This window comes from Streptomyces canus (assembly GCF_030815415.1).
In the GTDB taxonomy this organism is placed as follows: domain Bacteria; phylum Actinomycetota; class Actinomycetes; order Streptomycetales; family Streptomycetaceae; genus Streptomyces; species Streptomyces canus_F.
In genome coordinates this window covers 5681070-5705471 of the sequence record NZ_JAUSWW010000001.1, presented here as the reverse complement: position 1 = coordinate 5705471, position 24402 = coordinate 5681070, and the positions used below count along the sequence as shown (strand labels likewise).

The following is a 24402-nucleotide window of genomic DNA, read 5'->3' as shown; positions in this document are numbered from 1 at the left end:
CAGTTCCCCGCGCCCCTAAGAGGTGCGTCCAGTGAACCGGCCTGCTTTCAGGGGCGCGGGGAACTGCGCGAACGGCCCCCACGCACCCGCAGCCGCCCTGCGACCGAACCCCCCCCCGAGCTCCTAGGCGAACACGACCGTCCGGCGCCCGTTCAGCAGAATCCGCCGCTCCGCATGCCACTTCACCGCCCGCGCCAGCGCCTGGCACTCCACATCCCGCCCGATCGCGACCAGCTGGTCCGGGGTCACGTCATGCCCGACCCGCTCGACCTCCTGCTCGATGATCGGCCCCTCGTCGAGGTCGGCCGTCACATAGTGCGCGGTCGCACCGATCAGCTTGACCCCCCGGGCGTGCGCCTGGTGATACGGCTTCGCGCCCTTGAAGCTCGGCAGGAACGAGTGGTGGATGTTGATGATCCGCCCGCTGAGCTGCTTGCAGAGGTCGTCCGAGAGCACCTGCATGTACCGGGCGAGCACCACGAGCTCCACGCCCTGCTCACGCACCAGCTCCAGCAGCCGCGCCTCCGCCTCCGCCTTGTTCTCCCGCGTCACCGGAATGTGGTGGAAGGGAACGTCGTACGACCCCACGAGCTCCGCGAAGTCGGTGTGGTTGGAGACCACGGCGGCGATCTCCACCGGCAGCGCGCCGATACGGGCCCGGAACAGCAGGTCGTTCAGGCAGTGCCCGAACTTGCTGACCATGAGGACGACCCGCATCTTCTCCTCGGGCTGGTGGATCTGCCAGTCCATGTGGAAGGCGTCACCGATCGCCGCGAAGCTGGCCCGCAGCTTCTCCACCGTCACCGGAGCCTCCGCCGAGAAGTGGACGCGCATGAAGAACAGACCCGTGTCGTGGTCGCCGAACTGCTGACTGTCCTCGATGTTGCAGCCGGTCATGAAGAGGTAGCTCGACACGGCGTGCACGATGCCCTGCTTGTCGGGGCAGGACAGGATAAGGACGTACTGCTCGGCGGGCGCCGCGGCTCGGGTGGACTGCTCGTTCATGCGGGACAGGGTCCCATATCCGCCGGCACCGCAGAGAACGCGTCCGTCACGCGGACCGGGTCATGAGCTGCAGCACGTGCAGCGAGCTCGGCGGCTGGTCCGGGTCGTCCCCGTCGGCCGTCGCCATCCGCACATGGGCGTCGCGCGCGGCCCGTACCGCCTCCGGCCACCCGGGGTGGTCGACGTAGGCGGAGACGGGTGCGTCCGGGCCGACCTGGTGCATGATCCGCAACACCCGCAGGACCGCGGTGTCGACGAGGGCCGACTCCTGGGAGTCCCGGAAGATCGTGCCGACGTATTTCTCGGCGGACCAGTTGTCCAGCCAGGTGTCCTCGACGAGGCGGTACACGGCGTCGGTGACGTCCCCGTACCCCTCGACACCGGCCAGCCAGACGTCCCGCTGGAACCCTGGGTCGGAGAGCATGTGCAGCGCGGAGCGCACATTGCTGCGCCAGCGCCACCACGGCATGTCATTCAGTGGCATGTCGCCCATGGTGGATGAGCGACGGCCGCGACGGGAAGAGTTCTCCGAACCTTGCACGGTCATCGATCGTACGTTCCTTGTCACACCCGCCTCACCAACCCCCCGCAATTCACCTTCGCGTCACCGACTGTTGACCGTAAGTCACTCCCGGGTTGGTCATGTGGCGAAAGCGTGTGTGCCCATGACCGGCAGGCGACGCATCCGCAGCACCTTCCTCCCCAGGCTCCACCCGCCCGTCAGAGCCACCGCCCTCGCGGCGACGGCACTGGCCGCGTGTGCGTCGCTGACCGTCGGTTGCGGGGTCGTCCCCGGTGCCACGGGGGGCTCCGGGGACGACCCGATCAAGGTCATGACCTGGGCCCCGATGAACACCGGCGCGACCAACAAGCCCGGTATGCCCGCCTTCGCGCAGGCGTACGCCCGGTGGATCAACTCACACGGCGGCATCGCCGGCCGCAAGCTCTCCGTCCTGGTCTGCAACGACCACAACGACGCCGTCTCCGCCGCGAAGTGCGCCCAGCGCGCGGTCGACGAGGGGGTCGTCGCGGTGGTCGGCTCCTACAGCCAGTACGGCGACGCGTTCTTCCCGACGCTCGAGGGCGCCGACATCCCCTACATAGGCGGCTACGGCATCACCAACGCCGAGTTCGACAGCGTGGCCTCCTTCCCCGTCAACGGCGGCCAGCCCAGCCTGCTCGCCGGCCTCGGCAAGGAACTCGGCGGCAGCTGCGGGCCCGTGGCGCTGGTCCGCCCCGACAGCATCGCGGGCGACGAACTCCACGTCATGCTGGATTCCGGCCTGAAGGCCTCCGGCCACGCCGTGGCGGACGACCAGCTGGCCGCGGAGGACGCCACCGAGTACTCGGCGCAGTCCGAGCGCGCGCTCGCCCGCACGACCGGCGACCCGGTGAAGAAGGGGTGTGTGCTGCCCGCGCTCGGGGACCGCACCAGCACCTTCATGGACTCCTTCCGGCGCGCCCGCGAGGACTTTCCCGACGTACGCACCGGCACGGTCCTCGGCAGCGTCGACCAGACGGTGATAGACGCCTCCGGCGGGACGTCGGGGCCCTACGAGGGCTCGTACATCACCGGGTGGTACCCGGTCGTGACCGATCGGCGCTGGGATCCGATGAAGAAGGTCATCAAGGAGCAGGCCTTCGACGACAACCGCATCGATCCCGCGGACGCCGGAGTGCAGACCACCTGGCTCGCGTACACCGTGTTCAAGGCCGCCGTCGACTCGCTCGGCAACGGCGAGCTCACCTCGACCGCCGTGCGCAAGGCGCTCGACGACGGTCTGAAGGTCGACACGGGCGGACTGACCCCGACCCTCGACTGGGACTACAAGAACGGTCTCGGGGCCATCGGCCTGCCACGCCTGGTCAACACCGAGGTGACGCTGCAAGCCGTACGCAAGGGCCGGCTGGTGGCGGCGCGCAAGGGCTTCACGGACGTACGCGAGACGCTGGCGAACGCCGACGTGAGCTAGTGCCGCGGCAGGCAACGTTTGCCCGTCAAGGAGCGGCGTCGTGGGGGTCCCTCCCGCCCGAGCCGTGCGAAGCGCGGTTCGAGGGTGGGGGAGCGTGCTCTCGGCGTGCCGGCCGGAAGCCCTCGTACTGGACGTACTTGGGCTTTCGGCCGGTGCGGCGAGTGGGGGCCCCTCCCACGCCCTCAAGGCAGTGGGGGAGCGTGCCGGGCGTCGCGACGGGGCAAACGTTGCCTGCCGCGGCACTAGGCCCGACAGGGCCTAGTGCCCGGGAGCGGACGGCGGGGGCCGCGAGGGGCGGCCCCCGTCGGTCACAGCTGGGTGCGGTTGCGTTCGGTCAGGCCGTACGTCTTCGCGATCGCGTTCCACAGCTTGGCCGCCGTGATCTTCTGCGTGCTGGCCTCGCCGCTCGCGGTGTTGCCGGCCTGGGTCTGGGGGGTGGTGCGCGCCTGGCCCTTCTTGCAGCCCTTCTTGCCTGCGGTCTGGTCGGCCCACGCCGCGTAGTGGTTGTCGGCCGACGCGGACGCCTGCCACGCCTTGGTGAGGGCGGTGGTCAGCTGGGCGTGGTTCGGCAGCTGGTCGACGGAGAGGGCGGACAGCCGGGTCACCAGGTCGTTGCGCTGGGCGGCCGCGTCCCGCAGGTCCTTGGCCGCCTGGCCGAGGTTCTTGCAGGCCTTCACGTTCTCCACCGCGCTGATCACCGAGGCCCGGCTGTCACCGCTGTCGGCCAGCAGCTTGTCCAGCTCGACGGCCTGCGCCTCGGCCGGGTCGGCGGACGGCGAGGCGGACTCGCTCGCCGGCGCGGTCGCGGCGACGGTCTTGTTGCCGTCACCGTCGTCCCCGCCCCCACCGGCCAGCAGCGCGCCCGCGCCGATGCCGAGGACGGCGATACCGATACCGACGGCGGCGATGACCGGCACGCGCGAGCGGTTACGGCCGCCGCGGCCGCCACCGTCGTGGTGGCGGTCACGGTGTCCGTACGACGGCTGCTGGTGGCCCGTGTGCGGCGGCGGCGCCTGCTCGAAGCGCGGGAGCTGCTGCGTGGCCCCGGCCGGGCTCTCTGCGCCCGGCCCGCTGCGGAAGAGGTTGTCGAACTCGGCGGGCGGCTGCCGCTCCCCACCGTGCTGCCCGGGCACGGGCGCGATGTACTGCGTGGCCTCGGCATCGGGCCCGGACACGGGCGGCAGCGGCCCGCCGCCCTGCGGGGCACGCCCCAGGAACTGCGTCTGCTCCGAGCCCCCCGGCGCGGGCACCTCGGGCGGCAGCGCGCCGGGCGCGACGGGCGGGATGTACTGCGTCACACCCTCGTCCGGGGACGCGGCGACCGGCGGAATGTACTGCGTGGCGCCCTCGTCCGCCTGGGGCAGGGGTATGCCGGTGGCGCCGCCGTGCCCGCCGGACGTGCCGTACCCGTCGGTGGCGGGCGGCAGCGGGGCGCCGGGAGCGCCGTACCCTCCCGCGGTGTTCTGGTTCACCGGCGGCAGGTAGTACGAGGTGGGCTGGTCACTGTCGTGGCCGGCGCCCTGCTGGGGGTTCTGATTCACCGGCGGCAGGTAGTACGAGGTGGGCTGGTCGTTGTCGTAGCCGCCGGGCTGCGGCAGCGGCTGTGACGCGTCCTGGGCGCCCCACTGCTGGGACTGCGCCTGGTACGGCGGCGCACTCCACTGCTGCTCCTGCGGCGCACCCCAGCCCTCGCCCTGCTGCGGGGCGGGCGCCTGCTGCTCGGGCCCCCACGGGGTGCCCCAGGCCTGACCGCCGGGCGGCGGCGCGGGGGTCGGGTTCGGGGGGTGCGGGGCGGACTGGTAGCCGCCGGGTCCGCCCGTCTGGCCCGGCAGCAGCGGTTCGCCGCCGTCGGAGGGCAGCACGATGCCTTCGCGCGCCACGCGTGGCGAGGGCTCCTCGCCCTGTCCACTCTGCGTCACCGGGACTCCTACGAATGGGGGACCTTGTGAATCGTCGGCTCACGCTACCGGGTCCCCCGAGCCCGGCGCCACGCAGCACAGGACTGGACCGGTGTCCCTGTGACCGCGGTAACAAACCGGGCCCGCATCCGCTACACAGACGCTCCTTCCGCCTCCGGAGCCTTCGTTTCCCGCGTGTTCACGCCCCCGTACCCCGGGGTTTCACGCCGCCGCCTGCAAATCCAGTCGTGCCCCGAACTCCCTTACCACGGCCTCGTCCTGGAACGGCTCCAGCCGTTGCTGGAAGTCCTCCAGGTAGTCGGCGCCCCGGTTGGAGCGGACGGTCTCCAGCAACTCCACGGCCTTCAGCCCGGTGTGGCAGGCCTGTTCGATCTCGCGCTGCTGCACCTGCGCGGTGGCGAGCAGCACATAGCCGATGGCCCGGCGCCGCGCCTTCGTCTCGGGAAGCCCGTCCAGCGACTCCTGGGCCCGCCGTGCCGCCGCCTCGGCCTGTCCGAGGTCCCGGTGGCAGTGCGCCAGCTCGTCGGCGAGATAGGCCTCGTCGAAGTGCGCGATCCACGCCGGGTCGTCCCCGGCGGAAGGATCCGCCGCCTCCAGCGCGCCCACCGCCCGCCCGGACGCCAGCTGCGCCGCCCGCGCATCGCCCATCAACGCGTGCCCGCGCGCCTCGGCCGCGTAGAACATCGCCTCCGCCCGCGGTGTCACGCGCCCCCGCGCCCCTTCCTGCGCCGCGCGCGCCAGCTGCGCGATCTCTCGCGGGTTTCCGAGCTGCGCGGCGAGATGGCTCATGGACGCGGCGAGCACGTACCCGCCGTAGCCACGGTCCCCCGCCGCCTGCGCGAGCCGCAGCGCCTGGATGTAGTACCGCTGCGCCAGCCCCGGTTGTCCGGTGTCGATCGCCATGTACCCGGCGAGCTCCGTCAACCGCGCGACCGTCGCGAACAGTTCCCGCCCCACGGCCTCGCGGTACGACCCGGCGAGCAGCCCGCTGACGACACTGTTGAGGTAGTGCACGACGACCGGCCGCACATGACCGCTGCCGTACTGGTGGTCGAGTTCCACGAGGGCCTGGGTCATCGCCCGCACGGCCGCCACGTCGGACTGGCCCACCCGCGGTCCCGCCTGCCGCGCCACCTGCGAGTCCGGCGAGGAGATCAGCCAGTCGCGGCTCGGTTCGACGAGCGCGGACGCGGCGACCGAGGAGCCGGACAGGAAGTCCCGGCGCCCCACGTCACTGCGCCACAGCTCGCAGACCTGCTCGATGGCCCCCAGCACGGTCGGCGAGAACTGGAGGCCGACGCCCGACGCGAGGTTCTTGCCGTTGGCCATGCCGATCTCGTCGATCGTGACCGTCCGGCCGAGTTTGCGGCCCAGCGCCTCCGCGATGATCGCCGGGGCGCGTCCCCTCGGCTGCTGTCCGCGCAGCCAACGCGCCACGGACGTCTTGTCGTAGCGCAGGTCGAGACCGTGCTCGGCGCCGCACATGTTGACCCGGCGGGCCAGCCCGGCGTTCGAGCAACCCGCTTCCTGGATGAGCGCCTGCAACCGTTCGTTCGGCTGCCGCGCGACGAGAGGCCTTGCGGCCATTGGCGTACCCCCTGTGGCTGCGGTGCCTGCCCACGCACCGAGTTGACGTGTCTTCCACGACCGGATCCCGCCGAGGTGAGCGAAGATTTCCGGCCGTGAAGATCAATGCCCCGACGAGATACCGAAAATGCGAGGCATGCGAGGATTGCCGGGGTAAAAGACGGAAGCCACCCCGCATGTGGCTACCCACCTCCCCCCGCAGATCCTCCTGCGCGCCCCCACACATGCATCCATGCGCCCCAGATGCGGAATCGATGCGCTTCCCCCGCGCGCGGTACGGCCGTAACCCGAGGTGGCGGGGGGAGTTGTGTTGGGCGTGGAAGAGACGATCGCGAGCACCGAAACCGCCCAGATTCCGAGGCAGCGCGGGGAATCGCTGCTGGAGACCGCCGTACGCTACGCCGAGGAGCGCCACTGGGACGTGTTCCCCGGCACCTGGCTGGAAGCCGTCGACGGGGTGCAGCACTGCTCCTGCGGCGACGCGGCGTGCGCCGCTCCCGGCGCGCACCCCTCGCGGGAGGACTGGGCGACGCAGGCCACGGGCAGTGCGACCGTCGCGCGCCGGTTGTGGTCGAAGCAGCCGCGGGCGTCGATCCTGCTGCCGACCGGGCGGGCCTTCGACGCGATCTCCGTTCCGGAGACCGCCGGGTTCCTGGCGCTGGCGCGGATGGAGCGGATGGAGCTGACGCTGGGGCCGGTGACCTTGTCGCCGGATCGCCGGATGCACTTCCTCGTGCTGCCGGGTGCTTCGGTGAAGGTGCCGGACCTGGTGCGCAAGCTCGGCTGGACGCCGTCGTCGCTCGATCTGGTCGCGCTGGGCGAGGGCGCGTTCGTGGCGGCGCCCCCCACGCGGTACGGATCCAGCGGGGCCGTGCAGTGGGCGTGCAGGCCCACGCCCGCCAACAGGTGGCTGCCGGACGCGGAGGAGTTGATCTCTCCGCTCGCCTACGCGTGCGGGCGGGACCGCTGAAAGCTCTCCGCGCCCCTTAGGTTGGCTTCCATGACGTCGGCTGTGAGTGTGCGTGGACTCTGGAAGCGGTTCGGCCAGCAGGTCGCCGTTGCCGGGATCGATCTGGAGTTGCCCGCCGGGAAGTTCATCGGGCTCGTCGGACCCAACGGGGCCGGGAAGACCACCACCCTCTCCATGATCACCGGGCTGTTGCGGCCCGACCAGGGCTCCGTCGAGGTCGTCGGGCACGACGTCTGGCGGGATCCCGTCGAGGTGAAGGCCCGGATCGGCGTCCTCCCCGAAGGGCTGCGCCTCTTCGAACGCCTCTCCGGGCGGGAACTGCTCGCCTACTCCGGGCGGTTGCGCGGACTGCCCGGCGCCGAGGTCGACAAGCGGGCCACCCAGCTCCTCGACGTCCTCGACCTGGCGGGCGCGCAGCACAAACTGGTCGTCGACTACTCGACCGGGATGCGGAAGAAGATCGGGCTCGCGGCGGCCCTGCTCCACAATCCCGAAGTGCTGTTCCTGGACGAGCCGTTCGAGGGCGTCGACCCGGTGTCCGCACAGACCATCCGCGGGGTGCTGGAGCGCTACACGGCGTCGGGCGCGACCGTCGTCTTCTCCTCCCACGTCATGGAGCTCGTCGAGTCGCTGTGCGACTGGGTGGCCGTGATGGCCGCGGGACGCATCCGGGCACACGGCCCCCTCGCCGACGTACGCGGCGCCGCGCCCTCGCTCCAACAGGCCTTCCTGGAACTCGTCGGGGCGGGCGGGCGGAACACCGGGTCCGATCTCGACTGGCTGGGCGGCGGGGCGGCACGATGAGCGCCGACGTCACCGCCGTCGTCGTACGGCTGAAGCTGTCACTGTTGCGGAACGGGCTGAAGCAGTCCGGCGGGCGGCGGGCCGCGTACATCGCGTCGGCGGTCGTCACCCTGCTGTTCGCCGCGCTCCAGCTCCTCGGGCTGATCGCCCTGCGCGGGAACGAGCACGCCGTGTCCGTCGTCGTGCTGCTGGTGGCGGTGCTGGCGCTGGGGTGGGCGGTGATGCCGCTCTTCTTTCCCGGCGGGGACGAGACGCTCGACCCGACGCGCCTGGTGATGCTCCCGCTGCGCCCCCGGCCACTGGTGCGGGCGCTCCTCGCGGCCTCGCTGGTGGGGATCGGGCCGCTGTTCACCCTCTGCCTGCTCGTCGGGTCCGCGATCTCGGTGGCGCACGGCGGACTCGCGTACGCCGTCGGCGTCGTCGCCGTCGTGCTGGCGCTGTTGGTGTGCGTGGCACTCGCGCGGGCCGTCGCCGCCGCCAATGTCCGGCTGCTGACCAGCCGTAAGGGCCGGGATCTGGCCGTACTGAGCGGACTGGTCATCGCGATCGGGGCGCAGCTCGTCAACTTCGGTGCGCAGCGGCTGGGTTCGAGCGGGCTCGCGGAGCTCGATCCGGCGGGCGAGGTGTTGAGGTGGGTGCCGCCGGCTTCCGCGATCGGGGCGGTGGAGTCGGTGAGCGAGGGGTCGTACGGGGCCGCGGTCGTCCAACTCGCGCTGAGCGCGGGGGCGCTGGCGGGCCTGATCGCCGTATGGGCCAGGCATCTGACCCGGCTGATGACCGCTCCCGACGGTTCCACCCTGCAGTCCGCCGGCGAGTCGGCCTCGCGCGAGCGGACGTCGACCGGGCTCGGGCGGCTGCTGCCCACCGGGCGCACGGGGACGGTCGTGGAGCGCAGCCTGCGGTACATCTGGCGCGACCCGAAGACCAAGGCGGCCTGGGTGACCTCGCTCGCGATCGGCCTGATCGTGCCCGTGTTCAACGCGCTTCAGGGCACCGGCTCGATCTACTTCGCCTGCTTCGCCGCAGGGATGCTCGGCATCCAGATGTACAACCAGTTCGGCCAGGACACCTCCGCGTTCTGGATCGTCGCCCTGACCATCTCCTCGACCCGGGACGCCTACGTCGAACTGCGCGGCCGTGCGCTTGCCCTGCTGCTGATCACCCTGCCGTACGCCACCCTCGTGACCGTCCTGACCACCGCGATGCTCGGCGACTGGGCGCGACTGCCCGAGGCGCTCGGCCTGTCCTTCGCCCTGCTCGGCGCGATGCTGGCCACGGGCGCGTGGGCCTCCGCCCGCTTCCCGTACTCCATCCCGCAGGAGGGCTACAAGAACGTGGCCCCCGGCCAGGCCGGACTCGCCTGGATCTCGATCTTCGGCGGCATGGTGGGCGCGGCCCTGCTGTGCGCCCCGGTCATCGTCCTGACGATCTGGCTGAACGTCAGCGAGAACGGGGACGACTGGACCTGGGTGCTGCTCCCGGTGGGGGCGGTGTACGGGGCGGGCATCACCCTGCTGGGGCTTCGCCTGGCGGCACCGAGGACGGCGGCACGGCTCCCGGAGATCCTGGCGGCGGTGAGCAAGGGCTGAGGTACTTTCAGGCCGGGGTGTTCGGGCGACCGCTGTGGACGCAGGCTGCCTGCAACGCCCTCAGGGGCGCGGGGAACTGCGCGACCAGCCACGACGAACCCGCACCCGCCCCCCGGCAGAACCCCCCGAGCTCTTAGGCACCGATCACCCCGTCAGCCCGTCGATGAACGGCTCGATCGCCGCCCGCCACGCATCCGGCTGATCGTAATGAACAAGATGCCCCGCGTCAGCGACCTCCGCGTACTCCCCCCGAGGCAGCACCCGCACCATCTCCTGCGCTTCCGCCCGCCCCAACTCCCCGTCGAGCCCCCGCACGACCAACGCGGGGCACCGCACCTGCGCCAGCTCCTCCCAGTGCGCGTCGAACACCCACGGCTCCCGGGACTTCAGCATCTGCTCGTGCTCGAACACCGGCCGCCACCCGTCCGGCGACTCGGCCATCACCTCGGCGTAGAACTCCCCCCGCGCCGGATTGGGCCGCTCCACCCACGGATCGTCCTCCCCGAACCACTTGCGTACGTCGGCGAGGGTGGCGAAGGGGACGGGCCAGGCCTTGAACCAGTCCGCCCACTCCCGCTGCGAGGCCGCGCCGAGCGCGGAGGCCCGCATGTCGCAGATGATCACTCCGGACACCAGGTCCGGCCGTTTCGCGGCGAGCTGCCAGGCGGTCAGCGCGCCCATGGCGTGGCCGATGAGGACGGCGGGGCCGAGGCCGAGCTGTTCGAGGGCCGCTTCGGCGTCCTCGACGTAGGCCTCGCGGGTGAAGGAGGCGTGCGGGGGCTTGTCGCTGCGGCCGTGGCCGCGCTGGTCGAGGGCGACGGCCCGGTGGCGTGCGGAGAGCCAGCGGGCGGTGGAGGCCCAGTGGGAGGCGCGGCCCATGAGGCCGTGCAGTAAGAGCACGCCGGGCGAAGGGTCCAGGGCGCCTTGTGCGGCCCGCTGACCGACGCGCCGCCCGGCTGTCTCACCGTTCTCGCGGAGGCCGTGCTCCGTCGCGTCCCTCGCCGGGTCGGGCTTGGGAGGGTCGCCGAACTCCCAGGCCGCGAGACGTACGCCGCCCGCCCCGGTCACGTCGATGCGCCGCGCCATTGGTCCTGGCACCCCCCTCAACGGGTTCGTCGAAGTCCGATCCGGCACCGCACCCCGAAGGACGCCGAGCCGGCCGGTCCTGTGAACCGTGTGCTGCCTGCCCCTGCCTGACGTGCCTGCTGTCGTGCGCCCCCTCCCTGAAGCGCACGTTCCGCCCGACGTGTCACCCGAAGGCTATCGAAAGCCCATTCGAGTATGCGGTTTCCGCCGACAACACCCCTCGTTTGAGTGACCTTGCTCGAGGATTGATCGTCGCCGCTGAGGGGAGATCTTCAGCGGGAGGCGGACCGGTCGGGGAAACCGGTCCGAGGGGATTGACCCTGGGAGCTCGGGGCTCCGGGTCAGCACAGGGGAGGACAGGCCCCGGCGCCACACGGCGCCGGGGCCCTCCACACGTCTGCGGCGCATCCTCCCCGCCCCCCTCAGGTCATATGCCTCACGCGACAGCCTTGCACGCGGGGCGTCCGAGCGCTGCGATTCGGCACAGTGAATCTTGGAATCGACGAGATCATCGAGATGCCGCAACTGCCTCTGCTGTCCCGGCAGTTGAACACTCGACAGAAGGCGTACGACAGTCAGCGCTTGGCGACGAACACATGCGACGCGACGTCCGCCTCCAGCTCGGCCGCCTCACCCCCGCTGCCCACCAGCACACCACCGGCCGACTCCGTCACGCTCACCACCGAACCGGGCTGCACGCCCGCCCGGCGCAACGTGTACATCAGCTGCGCGTCCGTCTGGATCGGCTCGCCGATACGCCGGACGACGACCGTCTTGCCCTCCGGGCCCGGGTCCAGGTCGGCCAGCGACACCATGCCCTCGTCCAGGAACGGGTCGGCGCCGTCCTTCTCGCCGAGCTCCTCCAGACCGGGGATCGGGTTGCCGTACGGCGACTCGGTGGGGTGGCGCAGCAGCTCGAGCACCCGCCGCTCCACGGCCTCGCTCATCACGTGCTCCCAGCGACACGCCTCGGCGTGCACCTGCTCCCACTCCAGCCCGATGACGTCGACGAGCAGACACTCCGCCAGCCGGTGCTTGCGCATCACGCGCGTCGCCAGCCGGCGCCCCTCGTCGGTGAACTCCAGGTGCCGGTCGCTCGCCACGGACACCAGCCCGTCGCGCTCCATCCGCGCCACCGTCTGGCTGACGGTCGGCCCGCTCTGGTCGAGCCGCTCGGCGATCCGGGCGCGCATGGGGACCACACCTTCCTCCTCCAGCTCGAGGATGGTGCGGAGATACATCTCCGTGGTGTCGATCAGTCCGGACATACGTGCCCCTCGATGAGATCTGCCGGAAGCGCAACGACTTCGCGGCGCGTGCGCTGGCCCTGGCCTCAATTCTGACGCATAGCACTGACAACCGTGCCGCGCCGGTGAAACGAGCTGGTTTCGCCAGCGATCCGAGGGGCTGTCCGGGGGCCGCGCGGGAGGCCGTACGACGGTGCGGCGCCCTTGGCGCCGGCGATGCGGTGGCTTCGACACCGGACGGAGGCGGGTTCGCACACGGCCGCCACGGCTCGGCCCCGCCGTATTGACACCGCACTGGTCCAGACCGCACGGTGATCCGCGACACAGCCGACCCGAAGGGGCCCGTATGAGCGACGGCACGCCCGCCGACCGTTTCTTCGACGCTGCGATCGGCCTGCTGCAGCGGGTCCGCGAGGAGGAGGCCGAGCACATCGACGCGGCCGGGGCACTCCTCGCCGACACCGTCGCCGCCGGCGGCAGGCTGTTCGCCTTCGGCGCCGGGCACTCCTCGCTCGCCGCGCAGGACGTCGTCTACCGCGCCGGCGGACTCGCACTGATGAACCTGCTCACCGTCCCCGGTGTCGTCGGCGTCGACGTCATGCCCGCCACGCTCGGCTCCGCCCTGGAGCGCGTCGACGGCCTCGCGACCGCCGTCCTCGACTCCTCCCCGCTCCGCGCGGGCGACACCCTCGTGATCATCTCCCTCTCCGGCCGCAACGCCCTCCCCGTCGAGATGGCGATGACCGCACGCGCGCGTGGCGTGAAGGTCATCGGCGTGACCTCGGTGGCGTACGCCTCGGAGACGACCCCCCGCCATTCCTCCGGCACCTACCTCAAGGACCACTGCGACGTCGTCCTCGACTCCAAGATCGCCATCGGCGACGCGGAACTCACCCTCGACACCGTCCCCGCTCCCTTCGCCCCCGCCTCCACGGTCGTCACCTCGGCCCTCCTCCAGGCCACGGTGGCAACGGCGGCGGCCGACCTGGCGGCACGCGGCATCGAACCCCCGATGCTGCGGTCGGGGAACGTGGACGGGGGGCTGGCGTGGAACGCGCGGGTGTTCGAGGAGTACGGGGACCGGATCTTCTACCGGCACTAGCGGGCGGCTGGAGGACGGCCCGTCACCTCACCGCCGCAGAACCGCCGCCAGATCGAGCGCCGAAGCGATCCGCACCGCCACGTCCTCCGCGTACACCGCGTCGGACCGCTCGAACTGGCTCCGCCCGGCGCCCCGCAGGAACGTCACGACCCCCAGCGTCCGTCCCCGGCTCCGCAGGACCGCGCACAGCGCGTGTACCGCGTCTCCCGGCCACTGCCGGGCCAGGGCCCACTCGCGTGCCTTCTCGGGCGGCACGGCCCCCACGCTGGCCCGTACGGCGCCCGTCCGGTCCACGCACTGGAGCGCCGGATGTCCCTCGGCGTAGCGCACGGGCAGCCCGGCCTGTCCGGTCAGCAGGCTCGGGCCGGGCGCCCCGGAAGGCGTCGAGGCGACCCGTACCAGCCGTACCGGTGTGTCCGACTCGGCGGCCGGTTCCCCCGCCACCCGGTCGATCAGCGCGTGGTCGGCGAAGCCGGCGAGCGCGAAGTCCAGGTGGATCGTCGCGGCCTCGGCCGGGTCCTCGCACTCGGCGCCCGCCCGGGCCGCCCGGTGCAGCTGGTTGGTGCGGAAGCGCAGCATCGACGCCTCCTGCTCGGCCTGCTTGGCCTCGGTGACGTCGTTGAAGAGCCATCCGACGCCCAGCGGCACCGGCTCCTCGGCGAGCGGCGAGGCCAGGCGTACGAAGCCGCAGCGCCAGCAGCGCCGCTGTTCGCCCTCGGGCGTGCGTACGCTCACCCAGATCTCGGCGGGTGCGGGCGGCGCGCCCTCAGCCAGCACATGGGTGAGCGCGCTCTCCAGTTCCTCGACGCCCTGTGCGAGCAGTTCCCCGAGGGGCCGTCCCAGGACGGAGGTACGGCCGACACCGAGGGCCCGGGCCGCGTGCGCGTTCACCACCGCGGGCCGTAGATCGGCGTCGACCAGCACGACACCCCAGCTGGCGTCGTCGAACAGGGCCTCGCTCAGTGCGATGGACCGCTCCAGGTCGATCTGCGCGTGCACCTCGCTGAAGGCGCAGTACACCCCGGCCGGCTTCCCGTCGGGTCCGTGTACGGCGGCCGACTGGGTCCGTACGAGGACCCGCCCGCCCTCCTTGGTCAGCAGGGCGAACTCGTGCACCTGCCGTCCGGGGGCCCGCATGGCGGACCGCAGCCACCCCTCGACCTCCTGGGCGTCCGCGCTGCGCACTGCCCACCCGGCGAATCCCTGCCGTCCCACCGCCTCCGCCGCGGTCCAGCCCAGGATCCGTTCGGCCTCGCGGTTCCAGTGGGTGACGACGCCGTCGGCGTCGAAGGCGCACAGTGCCGCGTCCATGCCGTCGAGCAGGGCGGCGAGCAGATCCGCACCGTCGGGCTGTTCGGGCTCGTTCGGCCCCAGCTCGTCGGTGGTCCCACTACGCCGCGAAGCACTCACCTGGACCCCCTGCAGGCTGCGTCCGTCCGTACGGCACGTCGGTTCGCTCACTTGCAATCATCTAACTGGAACGTGACGCAGCACACACCGGGTTCCCGCAAGTTGGGGGAATCGTTGTACGCCGCTTCTGTCTCTACGGTGCCCGATCCAGCCTGAGGTCGACCCACAGGTCGGTCTCGGGCGGCAGCACATAGCGTTCGACCTCGGTGAATCCGTGCTTCTCGGCGAAGCGCAGACCGTCCTCGTTGACGGCCAGGACACAGGTCTCGATCGTGGTGGCGCCCAGCACGCGCGCGTGGGCGAGCCCGTTCTCGTACAGCGCCGTTCCGAACCCCTGCCGCCGGTGCTCGGGCAGCACGCGCGCGATGACCGTCGCCGCCCCGCCCTCCGGGGGCCGTACCGTCGAGCAGCCGACGAGCACGTCACCGACGTACGCGTTCTCCAGCCGGTACCGCGCGCCGCGCTCCCGCACCGTGGCGAGGTCCAGCTCGTCGGCCGGGATGATCACGTTGTGGACGTATCGCCACTGCTCGAGCATGGCGTCGCCCACGGCGGGCTCTATTCGGACATCAGGCACGAGGTCCACCTCCCCGCCGCGCGGACACCGCAATCTCGATCTTCATACGAGAATTCCGGGGCCGTGAGGCGCTCTCTCGCGGCCTTGCGGAAGGCTGTCAGCACGCGGCCTCGGTCCCCGGCCCGGGTCGCGACGACGACATGGCTCGGCTCGACGCCGTCCAGGGGGACCGTGGTGAGGTCGTGGCGCAGGGCCCTTCCGACGGAGACGACGGAGACCGCCAGGGTCTCGCCGGCGGCGACGAGTTCCAGTTTGTCCTCGATCGCCCCGATGAGCGGCCCGTCGGGTGCCGGGCGGCCGTCCGGCCGGGGCTCGAACCGCCAGAAGGCGCTGCGCACCGGATCCGCGGTCCGGGGCAGCGGCTCGTCGGCGATGTCGTCGAGGGTGACGGAGTCCTTGCCGGCCAGCCGGTGGTCCAGCGGGACGACGAGGACGCGCGGCTCGTCGTAGAGGACCGTCACATGCAGGCCGTCGGTGGGGAACGGCAGCCGGGTCACGACCGCGTCGACCCGGTGGTCGAGGAGGGCCGGGCATACGTCGTCCCAGTTCAGGTGTGCGGTCTGCACGTCGGCGTCCGGGTAGCGGTGACGAACCGCCCGTACCGCCGGAGTGACGATGAGGCCCGAGGTGAAGCCGACCGTCATGCGGTTCGGACGGGCGGCGGCACGCGTGTGTGCGGCCGCCTGCGCCGCCGCGCGGAGCAGCGCTTCGGCATGGGGCAGGAAGGTCTCCCCGGCCTCCGTCAGCCTCGTCCCCTGCGGGGTCCGGTCGAGGAGTCGGGTGCCCAACTGCTGCTCCAGCCGCTGCACCTGCCGGCTCAGTGACGGCTGCGTGATGTGCAGGGCCGCGGCGGCACGGCCGAAGTGCCGGTGCTCGGCGACGACCGTGAAGTACCGGACCAGGCGGAGGTCGAGGTCGGTCATACGGGGAGCCTATCGACGCTTGAGCTGTGGTGATGCTCAAACCGTATTGCCCGATGAGAAACAGGCTTTGGACGCGGACGGCACCTGCTCCGGACGATGAGGGCACCCCAGACACCATCCCTCTGTTCGGAGGCATCACCATGCGCGTTTTCGTCACCGGCGCCAGCGGGTTCGTCGGTTCCGCCGTCGTACGCGAGCTCCTCGGCGCCGGGCACCAGGTCGTCGGCCTCGCCCGCTCCGACTCCTCCGCCGCGGCGCTGACGGCCGCGGGGGCCGAGGTGCACCGCGGCGACCTCGACGATCTCGACAGCCTCCGCCGTGGCGCAGCGGCGGCGGACGGGGTCATCCACACGGCCTTCAAGCACGACTTCTCCGACATCGCCGCCTCGGGCGCGATCGACCTGCACGCCATCGAGGCGATGGGCGCGGCACTCGAAGGCACCGGCAAGCCCCTCGTGACGACCTCGGTGTTCCTGGTCCCGCCTGGTGTGTTCGCCACGGAGGAGGACCCGGCCGACCCGGTGTCCGTGGCACCCTTCCGCGTGCCCTCCGAGGAAGCCACCCTCGCCCTCGCCGAACGCGGCGTACGCGCCACGCTCGTCCGCCTCCCCCCGTCCGTCCACGGCCGCGGCGACGGGGCGTTCGTCCCCCAGCTGATCGACATCGCCCGCGACCGGGGCGTGTCGGCCATGGTCGGCGACGGCACGAACCACTGGCCCGCCGTCCACCGCCTCGACGCCGCCCGTCTGTTCCGGCTGGCCCTGGAGAAGGCCCCGGCGGGCGTCCGCCTGCACGCGATCGACGACGAGGGCGTGCCCCTCCACGCTGTCGCGACCGCCATAGGTCACGGACTGGACCTCCCGGTCGTCCGGATACCCCCCGCCGAAGCCGCCGCCCACTTCGGCTGGATCAGCCACTTCGTCTCCCTGAACCTCCAGGCGTCCAGCGCACTGACACGGCAGCGGCTGGGCTGGAAGCCGGAGGAGCCGGGGCTGCTCGCGGACCTGGCGGAGGGGCACTACTTCGAGGACGGGCGGACGAGCAAGCTCTGAGGAGCCGTTGTCAGTCCCTCCTGGCACAGTTCCCGCCATGGACACGAACGAGTTCTGGAGCATCGTCGAGACAGCGCGCTCGAAGACGACGGAAGACCTGCCCTTCCACGAGGCACTGGTCGACCTGCTGGCCCGCCGCTCGCCGCAGGACATCCTGCGGTACCAGGAGCGCTTCGACGTGCTCCACGGTGCCATCTACCGCTGGGACGTGTGGGCCGCCGCCTACCTCATCGGTGGGGGCTGCTCCGACGACAGCTTCACGGACTTCCGTGCGGGGCTGATCGCCCAGGGGCGCGAATGGTACGAGCGGGCGGCCGCCGTACCGGACAGCCTCGCGGATCATGCCGAGGTCGTCGGCGCGGCCGCCGACTTCGCGGACCGGACGGTCTTCTACGAGGACGCCAACTACTGCGCCTCGGACGCGTACGAGCGGATCACCGGGGACTGCGAGGCCTTCTACGAGGCCTGGAGGCAGTACGCGGCGGATCGTCCCGCTACCCGCGCCGAGACCGACATGGGCGAGGACTTCGACTTCGACGACGATGACGAGATGCGGCGACGGCTGCCGCTACTCGCCTTGCTCTTCCTTTCCGAAAAAGCGGTTGATCGGACGCCGATGAGTTCTTAGGCTGCTGCTACTTCAGAAGGGAGGTGGTTCGGCAGATGTATTCGAACCGGACAGAAGAGGTGGCTGCGGGCTAGCAGCCCGACACCACATTCAGTGCGGTGCCGGACCAGTACGCGAAAGAAGCGTGCAGCCGGCCCAATCCCAAGCAGTCACCCGACCCGCAAGCTCGCCGGTACGTCCGGCCGGCTCCCCCGCTCCGGCGGTGGGACCCGAGCTTGCGGGTCGTCTGCGTTCCTGGAGGATTTTCGGGAGTGATCTGCGACACCCGCGTTTCTTGCGGCGCGCAGTACTCTGACCTCATGCTTTCGCTCGTTCGACGACGCCACGTGGACTACGTCCGCGTCACGAGCATGGGCTGTCGACGCTCCATCTGAGCTTCCGGCCCCTTTCTGACGCAGCCACCCGCTGCCGTTCCCTGCTTTGCTCCCCCTCCTCTTTCTGTGGACGAACTCCATGACGAACGTGTCGACGCATCCGTCGTACCAGCAGCTCCCGATCATCGATCTCTCCGCCGCCGATCGCGGTCCCCAGGCCCGTGCGCTGCTTCATGCCCAGCTGCACAGCGCCGCCCATGACGTGGGGTTCTTCCAGCTCGTCGGGCATGGGGTCAGCCGGGAGGAGGTGAGCTCCCTGCTCTCCGCCATGCGGAAGTTCTTCGCGCTTCCCGAAGCGGAGCGACTCGCCATCGACAACGTGCGCTCGCCGCACTTCCGTGGGTACACGCGGACCGGCGACGAGCGGACGGGGGGCAGCAGGGACTGGCGGGATCAGCTCGACATCGGGGCCGAGCGGGAGGCTCGCACACCGGGCGCTGACGAGCCTGCCTACTGGTGGCTCCAGGGGCCCAACCAGTGGCCCGGCTCACTGCCCGAGCTGCGGACCGCCGCGCTGGGGTGGGTCGAGCGGCTCAGCTCGGTCGCCGAGCGGCTGCTGCACGAGCTGCTCGCCTCCATCGGGGCGCCCGCCGACTTCTACGACCCGATCTTCGGGGCGCACGCCCATCCGCACCTGAAGCTCGTGCGGTACCCGGGGAGTGCGGGGGACGGGGCCGATCAGGGAGTCGGTGCCCACAAGGACTACGGGTTCCTCACCCTGCTGCTTCAGGACCAGGTCGGGGGGCTCCAGGTGCAGCGCGAGGACGGGCTGTTCCATGATGTGCCGCCGCTGGACGGGGCGTTCGTGGTGAATCTCGGTGAGCTGCTGGAGGTGGCCACCAACGGGTATCTCGTCGCCACGCATCACCGGGTCGTCTCCCCGCCCGGGGCGACCGAGCGGTTCTCCGTCCCGTTCTTCTACAACCCGCGCCTCGACGCGCGCGTGGAGCCCCTGACCTTCCCGTACGCCTCGGCCGCACCCGGTGTCTCCGACGACCCCACCAACCCGCTGTTCGCGGAGTACGGCTACAACGAGCTCAAGGGCAAGCTGCGGGCGCACCCGCTGGTGGCGGAGCGCCATCACGGCGACTTGCTGACTCCGGCCTGATCACTCACCCGAGGAGCGCGGGCGACCGGCCGCATACGGCCCGCAGTCGCCCGCGCCCCCCAGGCACCCCTCTCAGTGGGCGATGTCCTCGTACCCCGAGACGTCCTGCGGCGTACGCGACCCCGGCCCCACATACCGCGCGGAGGGCCGCACGAGCCGCCCCGTCCGCTTCTGTTCCAGGATGTGCGCCGACCAGCCTGCCGTGCGCGCGCACGTGAACATCGACGTGAACATGTGGGCCGGCACCTCGGCGAAGTCGAGGACGATGGCCGCCCAGAACTCGACGTTGGTCGCGAGCACCCGGTCGGGGCGGCGCGCGTGGAGTTCGGCCAGGGCCGCCTTCTCCAGGGCTTCGGCGACCTCGAAGCGGGGCGCGCCCAGCTCACGGGCCGTGCGCCGCAGCACGCGTGCGCGGGGGTCCTCGGCGCGGTAGACGCGGTGGCCGAAGCCCATCAGGCGCTCGCCCTTGTCGAGGGCCTGCTTGACGTACGCGTCGGCGTCGCCGGTGCGTTCGATCTCCTCGATCATGTGCAGGACGCGGGAGGGGGCGCCGCCGTGCAGCGGGCCGGACATGGCTCCCACGGCGCCCGAGAGGGCGGCGGCGACGTCCGCGCCGGTGGAGGCGATGACGCGGGCCGTGAAGGTGGACGCGTTCATGCCGTGCTCGGCGGCGGACGTCCAGTAGGCGTCGACCGCGGCGACGTGCTTGGGGTCGGGTTCGCCGCGCCAGCGGATCATGAAGCGTTCGACGACGGACTGGGCCTTGTCGATCTCGCTCTGGGGGACCATCGGGCGGCCCTGGCCGCGGGCGGACTGGGCGACGTACGACAGGGCCATGACGGCCGCCCTGGCGAGGTCGTCGCGGGCCTGGGCCTCGTCGATGTCGAGGAGGGGTTTCAGGCCCCAGACGGGGGCGAGCATCGCGAGTGCGGACTGGACGTCCACGCGGATGTCGCCGGAGTGCACGGGGATCGGGAAGGGCTCGGCGGGCGGCAGGCCGGGGCGGAAGGCGCCGTCGACGAGCAGGCCCCAGACGTTGCCGAACGAGACGTTGCCGACCAGGTCCTCGATGTCGACGCCCCGGTATCGCAGGGCGCCGCCTTCCTTGTCCGGTTCGGCGATCTCCGTCTCGAACGCGACGACTCCTTCGAGGCCAGGTACAAAGCCGGGGTCGAGGTCGGACATCAGGCGGCTCCTCATGATGTGTGCGACAGGTCCTGTCGGGCGGTGTGGGGGCGACCTGCGGAGGGGACGGCTCCGGATGGTCGGTCGGCCCTGTGATGCCCGTACGGCGGGTGGTCACCCCACCGCGGCGGCATCTGCACCATATCCCCGAGTGCCACCTTTGGGGAGCCCTTGCGGCACTGAGTGCCACCCTTGTGCGGTGGGCCCCGACCGGCTCTCCGGCGGATTCCATACGGCAAGATGACGGCGTGACCGACGCAGACGCCGTCTCCCGCGACCCCGTTCCGTTCCCCGATCCCGCCGCCATGCGCAAGCAGTACCGGGCCGAGGGGCTCGCCGAGAGCGACCTCGCCGCCACGCCCGTGGGGCAGTTCGCGCGCTGGTTCAAGCAGGCCGCGACGGAGGCCCAGCTGTTCGAGCCGAACGCCATGGTGGTCTCCACGGCGGGCGCGGAGGGCCGGCCCACCTCTCGTACGGTGCTGCTGAAGCAGTTCGACGAGCAGGGGTTCGTGTTCTACACGAACTACGACTCCCGCAAGGCGCGTGACCTCTCCGAGAATCCGTACGTCTCGCTGCTCTTTCCGTGGCATCCCATGGCCCGGCAGGTCGTCGTCACGGGTGTCGCGCGCCGTACGGGGCGGGACGAGACCGCCGCGTACTTCCGGACCCGCCCGCACGGTTCGCAGCTCGGGGCGTGGGCCAGTGCCCAGTCGTCGGTGATCGCGACACGGGCGGACCTGGAGGCGGCGTACGCCGAGCTCGAGGCCCGCTATCCGGAGGGCGAGCAGGTGCCGGTGCCGCCGAACTGGGGTGGGTTCCGGGTGGCTCCGCAGGCGGTGGAGTTCTGGCAGGGCCGGGAGAACCGGCTGCACGACCGGCTGCGGTACGTGGCGGAGCCGGACGGGAGCTGGCGGGTGGAGCGGCTCAGCCCCTGAGGACGACGGGCGCTCAGCCCAGTGCGTCGTCCAGCAGTACGGCCCACTGGGCGACGACGCGTTCCCGGCGCCCCGCGTCGTCCGTGAGCAGGTTGGCCAGCCCCAGGCCCCGGGCCATGTCCAGCAGGCCCTGGACCGTCTCCCGTACCCCGGGCATGGACTCGTCCGCGCCCAGGAGCTCCACGGCGATGCGGTGGGTCTCGCGGCCGACGCGGGCCTCCAGTTCCGTCACGTTGGGGCGGAGCTGGTCCTCGTTGGAGGCGGCGACCCACAGGTGCAGGGCGGCGCGGAAGAGGGGGCCGGTGTAGAGGTCGACGAGGGCTGCCACCACGGTCCGCCGGTCGGCCGTCGTGCCTTGCGGGAAGAGCGCCCGCAGAGCCGTCGAGCGTTCCTCCGCCACGTACTCCACCGCCGCCGTGAACAGGTCCTCCCGGGTCGGGAAGTGGTGCTGGGCGGCGCCTCGGGAGACGCCCGCGCGTTCGGCGACGACGGACACCGTGGAGCCCGCCCAGCCGTGTTCGGCGAGGCAGGCCACGGCGGCTTCCAGGAGCCGCTGCCGGGTGGCCCGGCTGCGGTCCTGTTTGGGAGTACGTTCCACACGGTCGCCGACCGTGCTCACAGCGCCCATGCGGGATCCCGTCGTTCCAGAAAGGCCGTCATGCCCTCACGGGCCTGTGCGGAGGCGAACAGGCGGGCCGAGAGTGCGGTGAGGTCGGCCGCGTCCCGGTCGAAGGCTTCCAGCACCCTAGCGGTGAGCAGCCGTTTCGTCTCCGCCAGGGCTTCGGGGGCCGCCTTGCGCAGGCCGTCCAGGAGGGGTTCCAGTACGTCGTCCACGGCGTCGCCGGTCGCCGTCAGGAGGCCGATGCGGGCGGCCTCGGCGGCGTCGAAGCGTTCGCCGGTGAGGTAGTAGCGGGCGAGGGCGCGGGGGTCGGTGCGGGGCAGCAGCGGCAGGGAGATCACCGCGGGGGCGACCCCGATCCGTACCTCGGTGAAGGCGAAGCTCGACCCGGTGGCCGCCACCCCGATGTCGCAGGTCGCCAGCAGGCCCAGTCCGCCCGCGCGGACGTGGCCGGTGACCCGGGCCAGGACCGGTTTGGGCAGCTCGATGATCTGCCGCAGCAGCCCCACCAGCGCGTCCGGGTCGGGAGGGTCCTTCAGGTCGGCGCCCGCGCTGAACGTGTTCCCGGTGTGGGTGAGGACGATCGCGCGTACGTCCCCGTCCTTCTCCCCTTCGGCCAGGGCGGTCGCCAGCTCGCCCACCAGCGCGGCCGACAGGGCGTTGCGGTTGTGGGGCGAGTCGAGGGTGAGGGTCTCGATTCCCCGCGCGCGCGTGCGGCCGATCAGTGTCACTGGAGCTCCTTCAGTCGGCGGCGCAGGATCTTCCCGGAGGCGGCCCGCGGTACCCCGTCGATGAAGGTGACCTGGCGGACGCGTTTGTAGGGGGCGACGCGTTCGGCGACGTACATCATGACCTCTCCTTCGGAGAGGTCGGTGGCGGTGGGCCCGCGGACCACGTACGCGTGCGGGACCTCGTTGCCGTCGTCGTTGTAGACGCCGATGACGGCGGCGTCGGCGATGCCGGGGTGGGTGAGGAGGAGGGCTTCGAGTTCGGCCGGGGCGACCTGGAAGCCCTTGTACTTGATGAGTTCCTTGACCCGGTCGACGACGAACAGCCACCCGCCGGCGTCGGTGTGGCCGACGTCGCCGGTGTGCAGCCAGCCGTCGGTGTCGATCATGGCGGCGGTGGCGTCGGGGCGGCCCAGGTAGCCCTTCATGACCTGGGGGCCGCGGATGAGGATCTCGCCGTCCTCGCCGACGCCGACGTCCTTGTCGGGGTCGTCGAGGGAGACGATGCGCATCTCGGTGCCGGCGATGAGGCGGCCGACCGTGCCGGGGGGTGCGTGGCGCATGGCGGCCAGGGGGACGACGTGGGTGCCGGGCGAGAGTTCCGTCATGCCGTACGCCTGGCCCACGGGCGGCAGGTTCAGGCGTTGCGAGCAGGCCTCGGCGAGCTTGGCGTCCAGGGGGGCGGCGGCGCTGATGATGTAGCGCAGCGTCGACAGGTCGTACTGGGTGACCAGCGGGTGCTTGGCGAGGGCCAGGACGATGGGCGGGGCGACGTACAGGCCGGTGATGCGATGGTTCTGGATGGCCGCGAGGAAGGTCTCCAGGTCGAAGCGGGGCAGGACGACGACGGTGGCGCCGTTGCGCAGGGGCCCGTTCATGAGGGCCGTCAGACCGTAGATGTGGAAGAAGGGCAGTACGGCGAGGATGCGGTCGCCGGGGCCCACCGCGAGGGCGGGTGAGAGCTGTGCGAGGTTGGTGGCGAGCTGGCGGTGGGTGAGCATGACGCCCTTGGGGATGCCGGTCGTGCCCGAGGAGTACGGCAGTGCCGCCACGTCCTCCACGGGGTCGATGTCGATGGCCGGTTCCGGGGCGGTCGAGCCCAGCATGTCGAGGAGCGAGCGGTGTCCCGGCGCGTTGTCGCAGACGAAGATCTCCTCGACGCCGCCCGCGAGTTCGGCCGCCCGGCGGGCCGTCTCCAGCAGCGGGGAGACGGTGACGATCCAGCGGGAGGCGGAGTCCCCCAGCTGCTTGGCGAACTCCTCCGGCGTGGCGAGCGGGTGCACGGTGGTGACGGTGGCCCCCGCGCGCGTGGCGGCGTAGAACGCCGTGGGGAACGCGATCGTGTTGGGGCTGTGCAGCGCGAGGACGTCTCCCTTGGCCACCCCCGCCTCGGCGAGCCCGGCGGCGACGCGCCGGTGGAACACGTCCAGTTGGGCGTAGGTGAGGGTGGTGCCGTTCGTGCCGTCGACGAGGGCGGGGGTGTCGCCGAACTCGGCGGCCCGGCCCAGGACGGCTTCGTGGATGGGGAGTTCGACGGGTGGGACGTCTGCGTACTCGCTGCGGAACACGGTTCCTCCAAGA

General features: G+C 71.5%; 22 protein-coding genes. 9 read left to right on the top strand and 13 right to left on the bottom strand.

Translation table 11 applies throughout. The annotated features are described in order from the left end of the window. Positions 1-123 precede the first annotated feature (123 nt). Positions 124-1005, bottom strand: coding sequence for a formyltetrahydrofolate deformylase (gene purU, locus QF037_RS26530; RefSeq protein WP_307029300.1), 882 nt, complete (start codon positions 1003-1005; stop codon positions 124-126). A 46-nt stretch (positions 1006-1051) separates the two neighbouring features. Further along, on the bottom strand, positions 1052-1552 hold the full coding sequence (locus QF037_RS26525; protein ID WP_307029298.1) for an SCO4402 family protein: 501 nt from the start codon (positions 1550-1552) through the stop codon (positions 1052-1054). Between the two features lie 118 nt (positions 1553-1670). On the opposite strand from QF037_RS26525, the gene QF037_RS26520 reads away from it, so the two are divergent. After that, positions 1671-2978: an ABC transporter substrate-binding protein gene (locus QF037_RS26520; protein ID WP_307029296.1), complete on the top strand. Its 1308-nt coding sequence runs from the start codon at positions 1671-1673 to the stop codon at positions 2976-2978. Between the two features lie 308 nt (positions 2979-3286). On the opposite strand, the gene QF037_RS26515 is transcribed toward QF037_RS26520, so the two are convergent. Further along, on the bottom strand, positions 3287-4897 hold the full coding sequence (locus QF037_RS26515; RefSeq protein ID WP_307029294.1) for a hypothetical protein: 1611 nt from the start codon (positions 4895-4897) through the stop codon (positions 3287-3289). 201 nt (positions 4898-5098) lie between these two features. Further along, positions 5099-6484 (bottom strand): transcriptional regulator, encoded by a 1386-nt coding sequence (locus tag QF037_RS26510; protein WP_307029292.1) that lies wholly within the window; start codon positions 6482-6484, stop codon positions 5099-5101. 307 nt (positions 6485-6791) lie between these two features. Here QF037_RS26510 and QF037_RS26505 point away from each other — a divergent pair, with 307 nt between their 5' ends. From QF037_RS26505 to QF037_RS26495, 3 genes are read left to right on the top strand one after another with little or no spacing between them, the layout of a single operon-like run. Beyond that, the gene (locus tag QF037_RS26505) at positions 6792-7454 is read left to right on the top strand and encodes a bifunctional DNA primase/polymerase (RefSeq protein WP_307029290.1); all 663 of its coding nucleotides are present in this window, start codon (positions 6792-6794) and stop codon (positions 7452-7454) included. Positions 7455-7484: 30 nt separating this feature from the next. Further along, positions 7485-8258, top strand: coding sequence for an ABC transporter ATP-binding protein (locus QF037_RS26500; protein ID WP_307029289.1), 774 nt, complete (start codon positions 7485-7487; stop codon positions 8256-8258). Further along, positions 8255-9847 (top strand): transporter, encoded by a 1593-nt coding sequence (locus QF037_RS26495; RefSeq protein WP_307029287.1) that lies wholly within the window; start codon positions 8255-8257, stop codon positions 9845-9847. The genes QF037_RS26500 and QF037_RS26495 overlap by 4 nt, the downstream gene beginning before the upstream one ends. A 144-nt stretch (positions 9848-9991) precedes the next feature. Here the strand turns inward: QF037_RS26495 and QF037_RS26490 are convergent, their stop codons facing one another. Together QF037_RS26490 and QF037_RS26485 are read right to left on the bottom strand one after the other, a co-directional pair. Then, positions 9992-10933 carry an alpha/beta fold hydrolase gene (locus QF037_RS26490; protein ID WP_307029284.1) on the bottom strand — a complete coding sequence of 314 codons (942 nt, stop codon included), beginning with the start codon at positions 10931-10933 and terminating at the stop codon, positions 9992-9994. Positions 10934-11508: 575 nt separating this feature from the next. Beyond that, positions 11509-12201, bottom strand: coding sequence for a metal-dependent transcriptional regulator (locus QF037_RS26485; protein WP_307029283.1), 693 nt, complete (start codon positions 12199-12201; stop codon positions 11509-11511). 325 nt (positions 12202-12526) lie between these two features. Between QF037_RS26485 and QF037_RS26480 the strand changes: the two genes are divergently transcribed. After that, positions 12527-13282, top strand: a complete 756-nt coding sequence (locus QF037_RS26480; protein WP_307029281.1) for an SIS domain-containing protein — start codon at positions 12527-12529, stop codon at positions 13280-13282. 27 nt (positions 13283-13309) lie between these two features. Here the strand turns inward: QF037_RS26480 and QF037_RS26475 are convergent, their stop codons facing one another. The 3 genes from QF037_RS26475 to QF037_RS26465 form a co-directional block, all read right to left on the bottom strand. Beyond that, complete coding sequence (locus tag QF037_RS26475) at positions 13310-14692, bottom strand: PAS domain-containing protein (RefSeq protein WP_307029279.1); 1383 nt, start codon at positions 14690-14692, stop codon at positions 13310-13312. A 133-nt stretch (positions 14693-14825) separates the two neighbouring features. Further along, positions 14826-15269: a GNAT family N-acetyltransferase gene (locus QF037_RS26470; RefSeq protein ID WP_307029278.1), complete on the bottom strand. Its 444-nt coding sequence runs from the start codon at positions 15267-15269 to the stop codon at positions 14826-14828. Then, the gene (locus QF037_RS26465; RefSeq protein ID WP_307029276.1) at positions 15251-16192 is read right to left on the bottom strand and encodes a LysR family transcriptional regulator; all 942 of its coding nucleotides are present in this window, start codon (positions 16190-16192) and stop codon (positions 15251-15253) included. Before QF037_RS26465 ends, QF037_RS26470 begins: the two co-directional genes overlap by 19 nt. 140 nt (positions 16193-16332) lie before the next feature. Between QF037_RS26465 and QF037_RS26460 the strand changes: the two genes are divergently transcribed. The 3 genes from QF037_RS26460 to QF037_RS26450 all read left to right on the top strand — a co-directional run bounded on the left by QF037_RS26460 (position 16333) and on the right by QF037_RS26450 (position 19354). After that, complete coding sequence (locus QF037_RS26460; RefSeq protein ID WP_307029274.1) at positions 16333-17244, top strand: SDR family oxidoreductase; 912 nt, start codon at positions 16333-16335, stop codon at positions 17242-17244. A 37-nt stretch (positions 17245-17281) separates the two neighbouring features. Continuing rightward, positions 17282-17872, top strand: coding sequence for a DUF4240 domain-containing protein (locus tag QF037_RS26455; RefSeq protein WP_307029272.1), 591 nt, complete (start codon positions 17282-17284; stop codon positions 17870-17872). A 453-nt stretch (positions 17873-18325) separates the two neighbouring features. Further along, positions 18326-19354, top strand: a complete 1029-nt coding sequence (locus tag QF037_RS26450) for an isopenicillin N synthase family dioxygenase (protein WP_307029270.1) — start codon at positions 18326-18328, stop codon at positions 19352-19354. Between the two features lie 72 nt (positions 19355-19426). On the opposite strand, the gene QF037_RS26445 is transcribed toward QF037_RS26450, so the two are convergent. After that, entirely contained in the window at positions 19427-20539 is a 1113-nt protein-coding gene (locus QF037_RS26445; protein ID WP_307029268.1) for a citrate synthase 2, read from the bottom strand. A gap of 305 nt (positions 20540-20844) precedes the next feature. Here QF037_RS26445 and pdxH point away from each other — a divergent pair, with 305 nt between their 5' ends. Beyond that, positions 20845-21474, top strand: coding sequence for a pyridoxamine 5'-phosphate oxidase (pdxH, locus tag QF037_RS26440; RefSeq protein WP_307037377.1), 630 nt, complete (start codon positions 20845-20847; stop codon positions 21472-21474). A gap of 13 nt (positions 21475-21487) precedes the next feature. On the opposite strand, the gene QF037_RS26435 is transcribed toward pdxH, so the two are convergent. Genes QF037_RS26435 through QF037_RS26425 form a run of 3 tightly spaced genes read right to left on the bottom strand, consistent with a single transcriptional unit; the run spans position 21488 to position 24389 of the window. After that, positions 21488-22102 (bottom strand): TetR/AcrR family transcriptional regulator, encoded by a 615-nt coding sequence (locus QF037_RS26435; RefSeq protein ID WP_307029266.1) that lies wholly within the window; start codon positions 22100-22102, stop codon positions 21488-21490. Beyond that, entirely contained in the window at positions 22090-22824 is a 735-nt protein-coding gene (locus QF037_RS26430; protein ID WP_307029264.1) for an enoyl-CoA hydratase family protein, read from the bottom strand. Before QF037_RS26430 ends, QF037_RS26435 begins: the two co-directional genes overlap by 13 nt. Further along, positions 22821-24389: a 4-coumarate--CoA ligase family protein gene (locus QF037_RS26425; protein ID WP_307029262.1), complete on the bottom strand. Its 1569-nt coding sequence runs from the start codon at positions 24387-24389 to the stop codon at positions 22821-22823. Before QF037_RS26425 ends, QF037_RS26430 begins: the two co-directional genes overlap by 4 nt. Positions 24390-24402 lie beyond the last annotated feature (13 nt).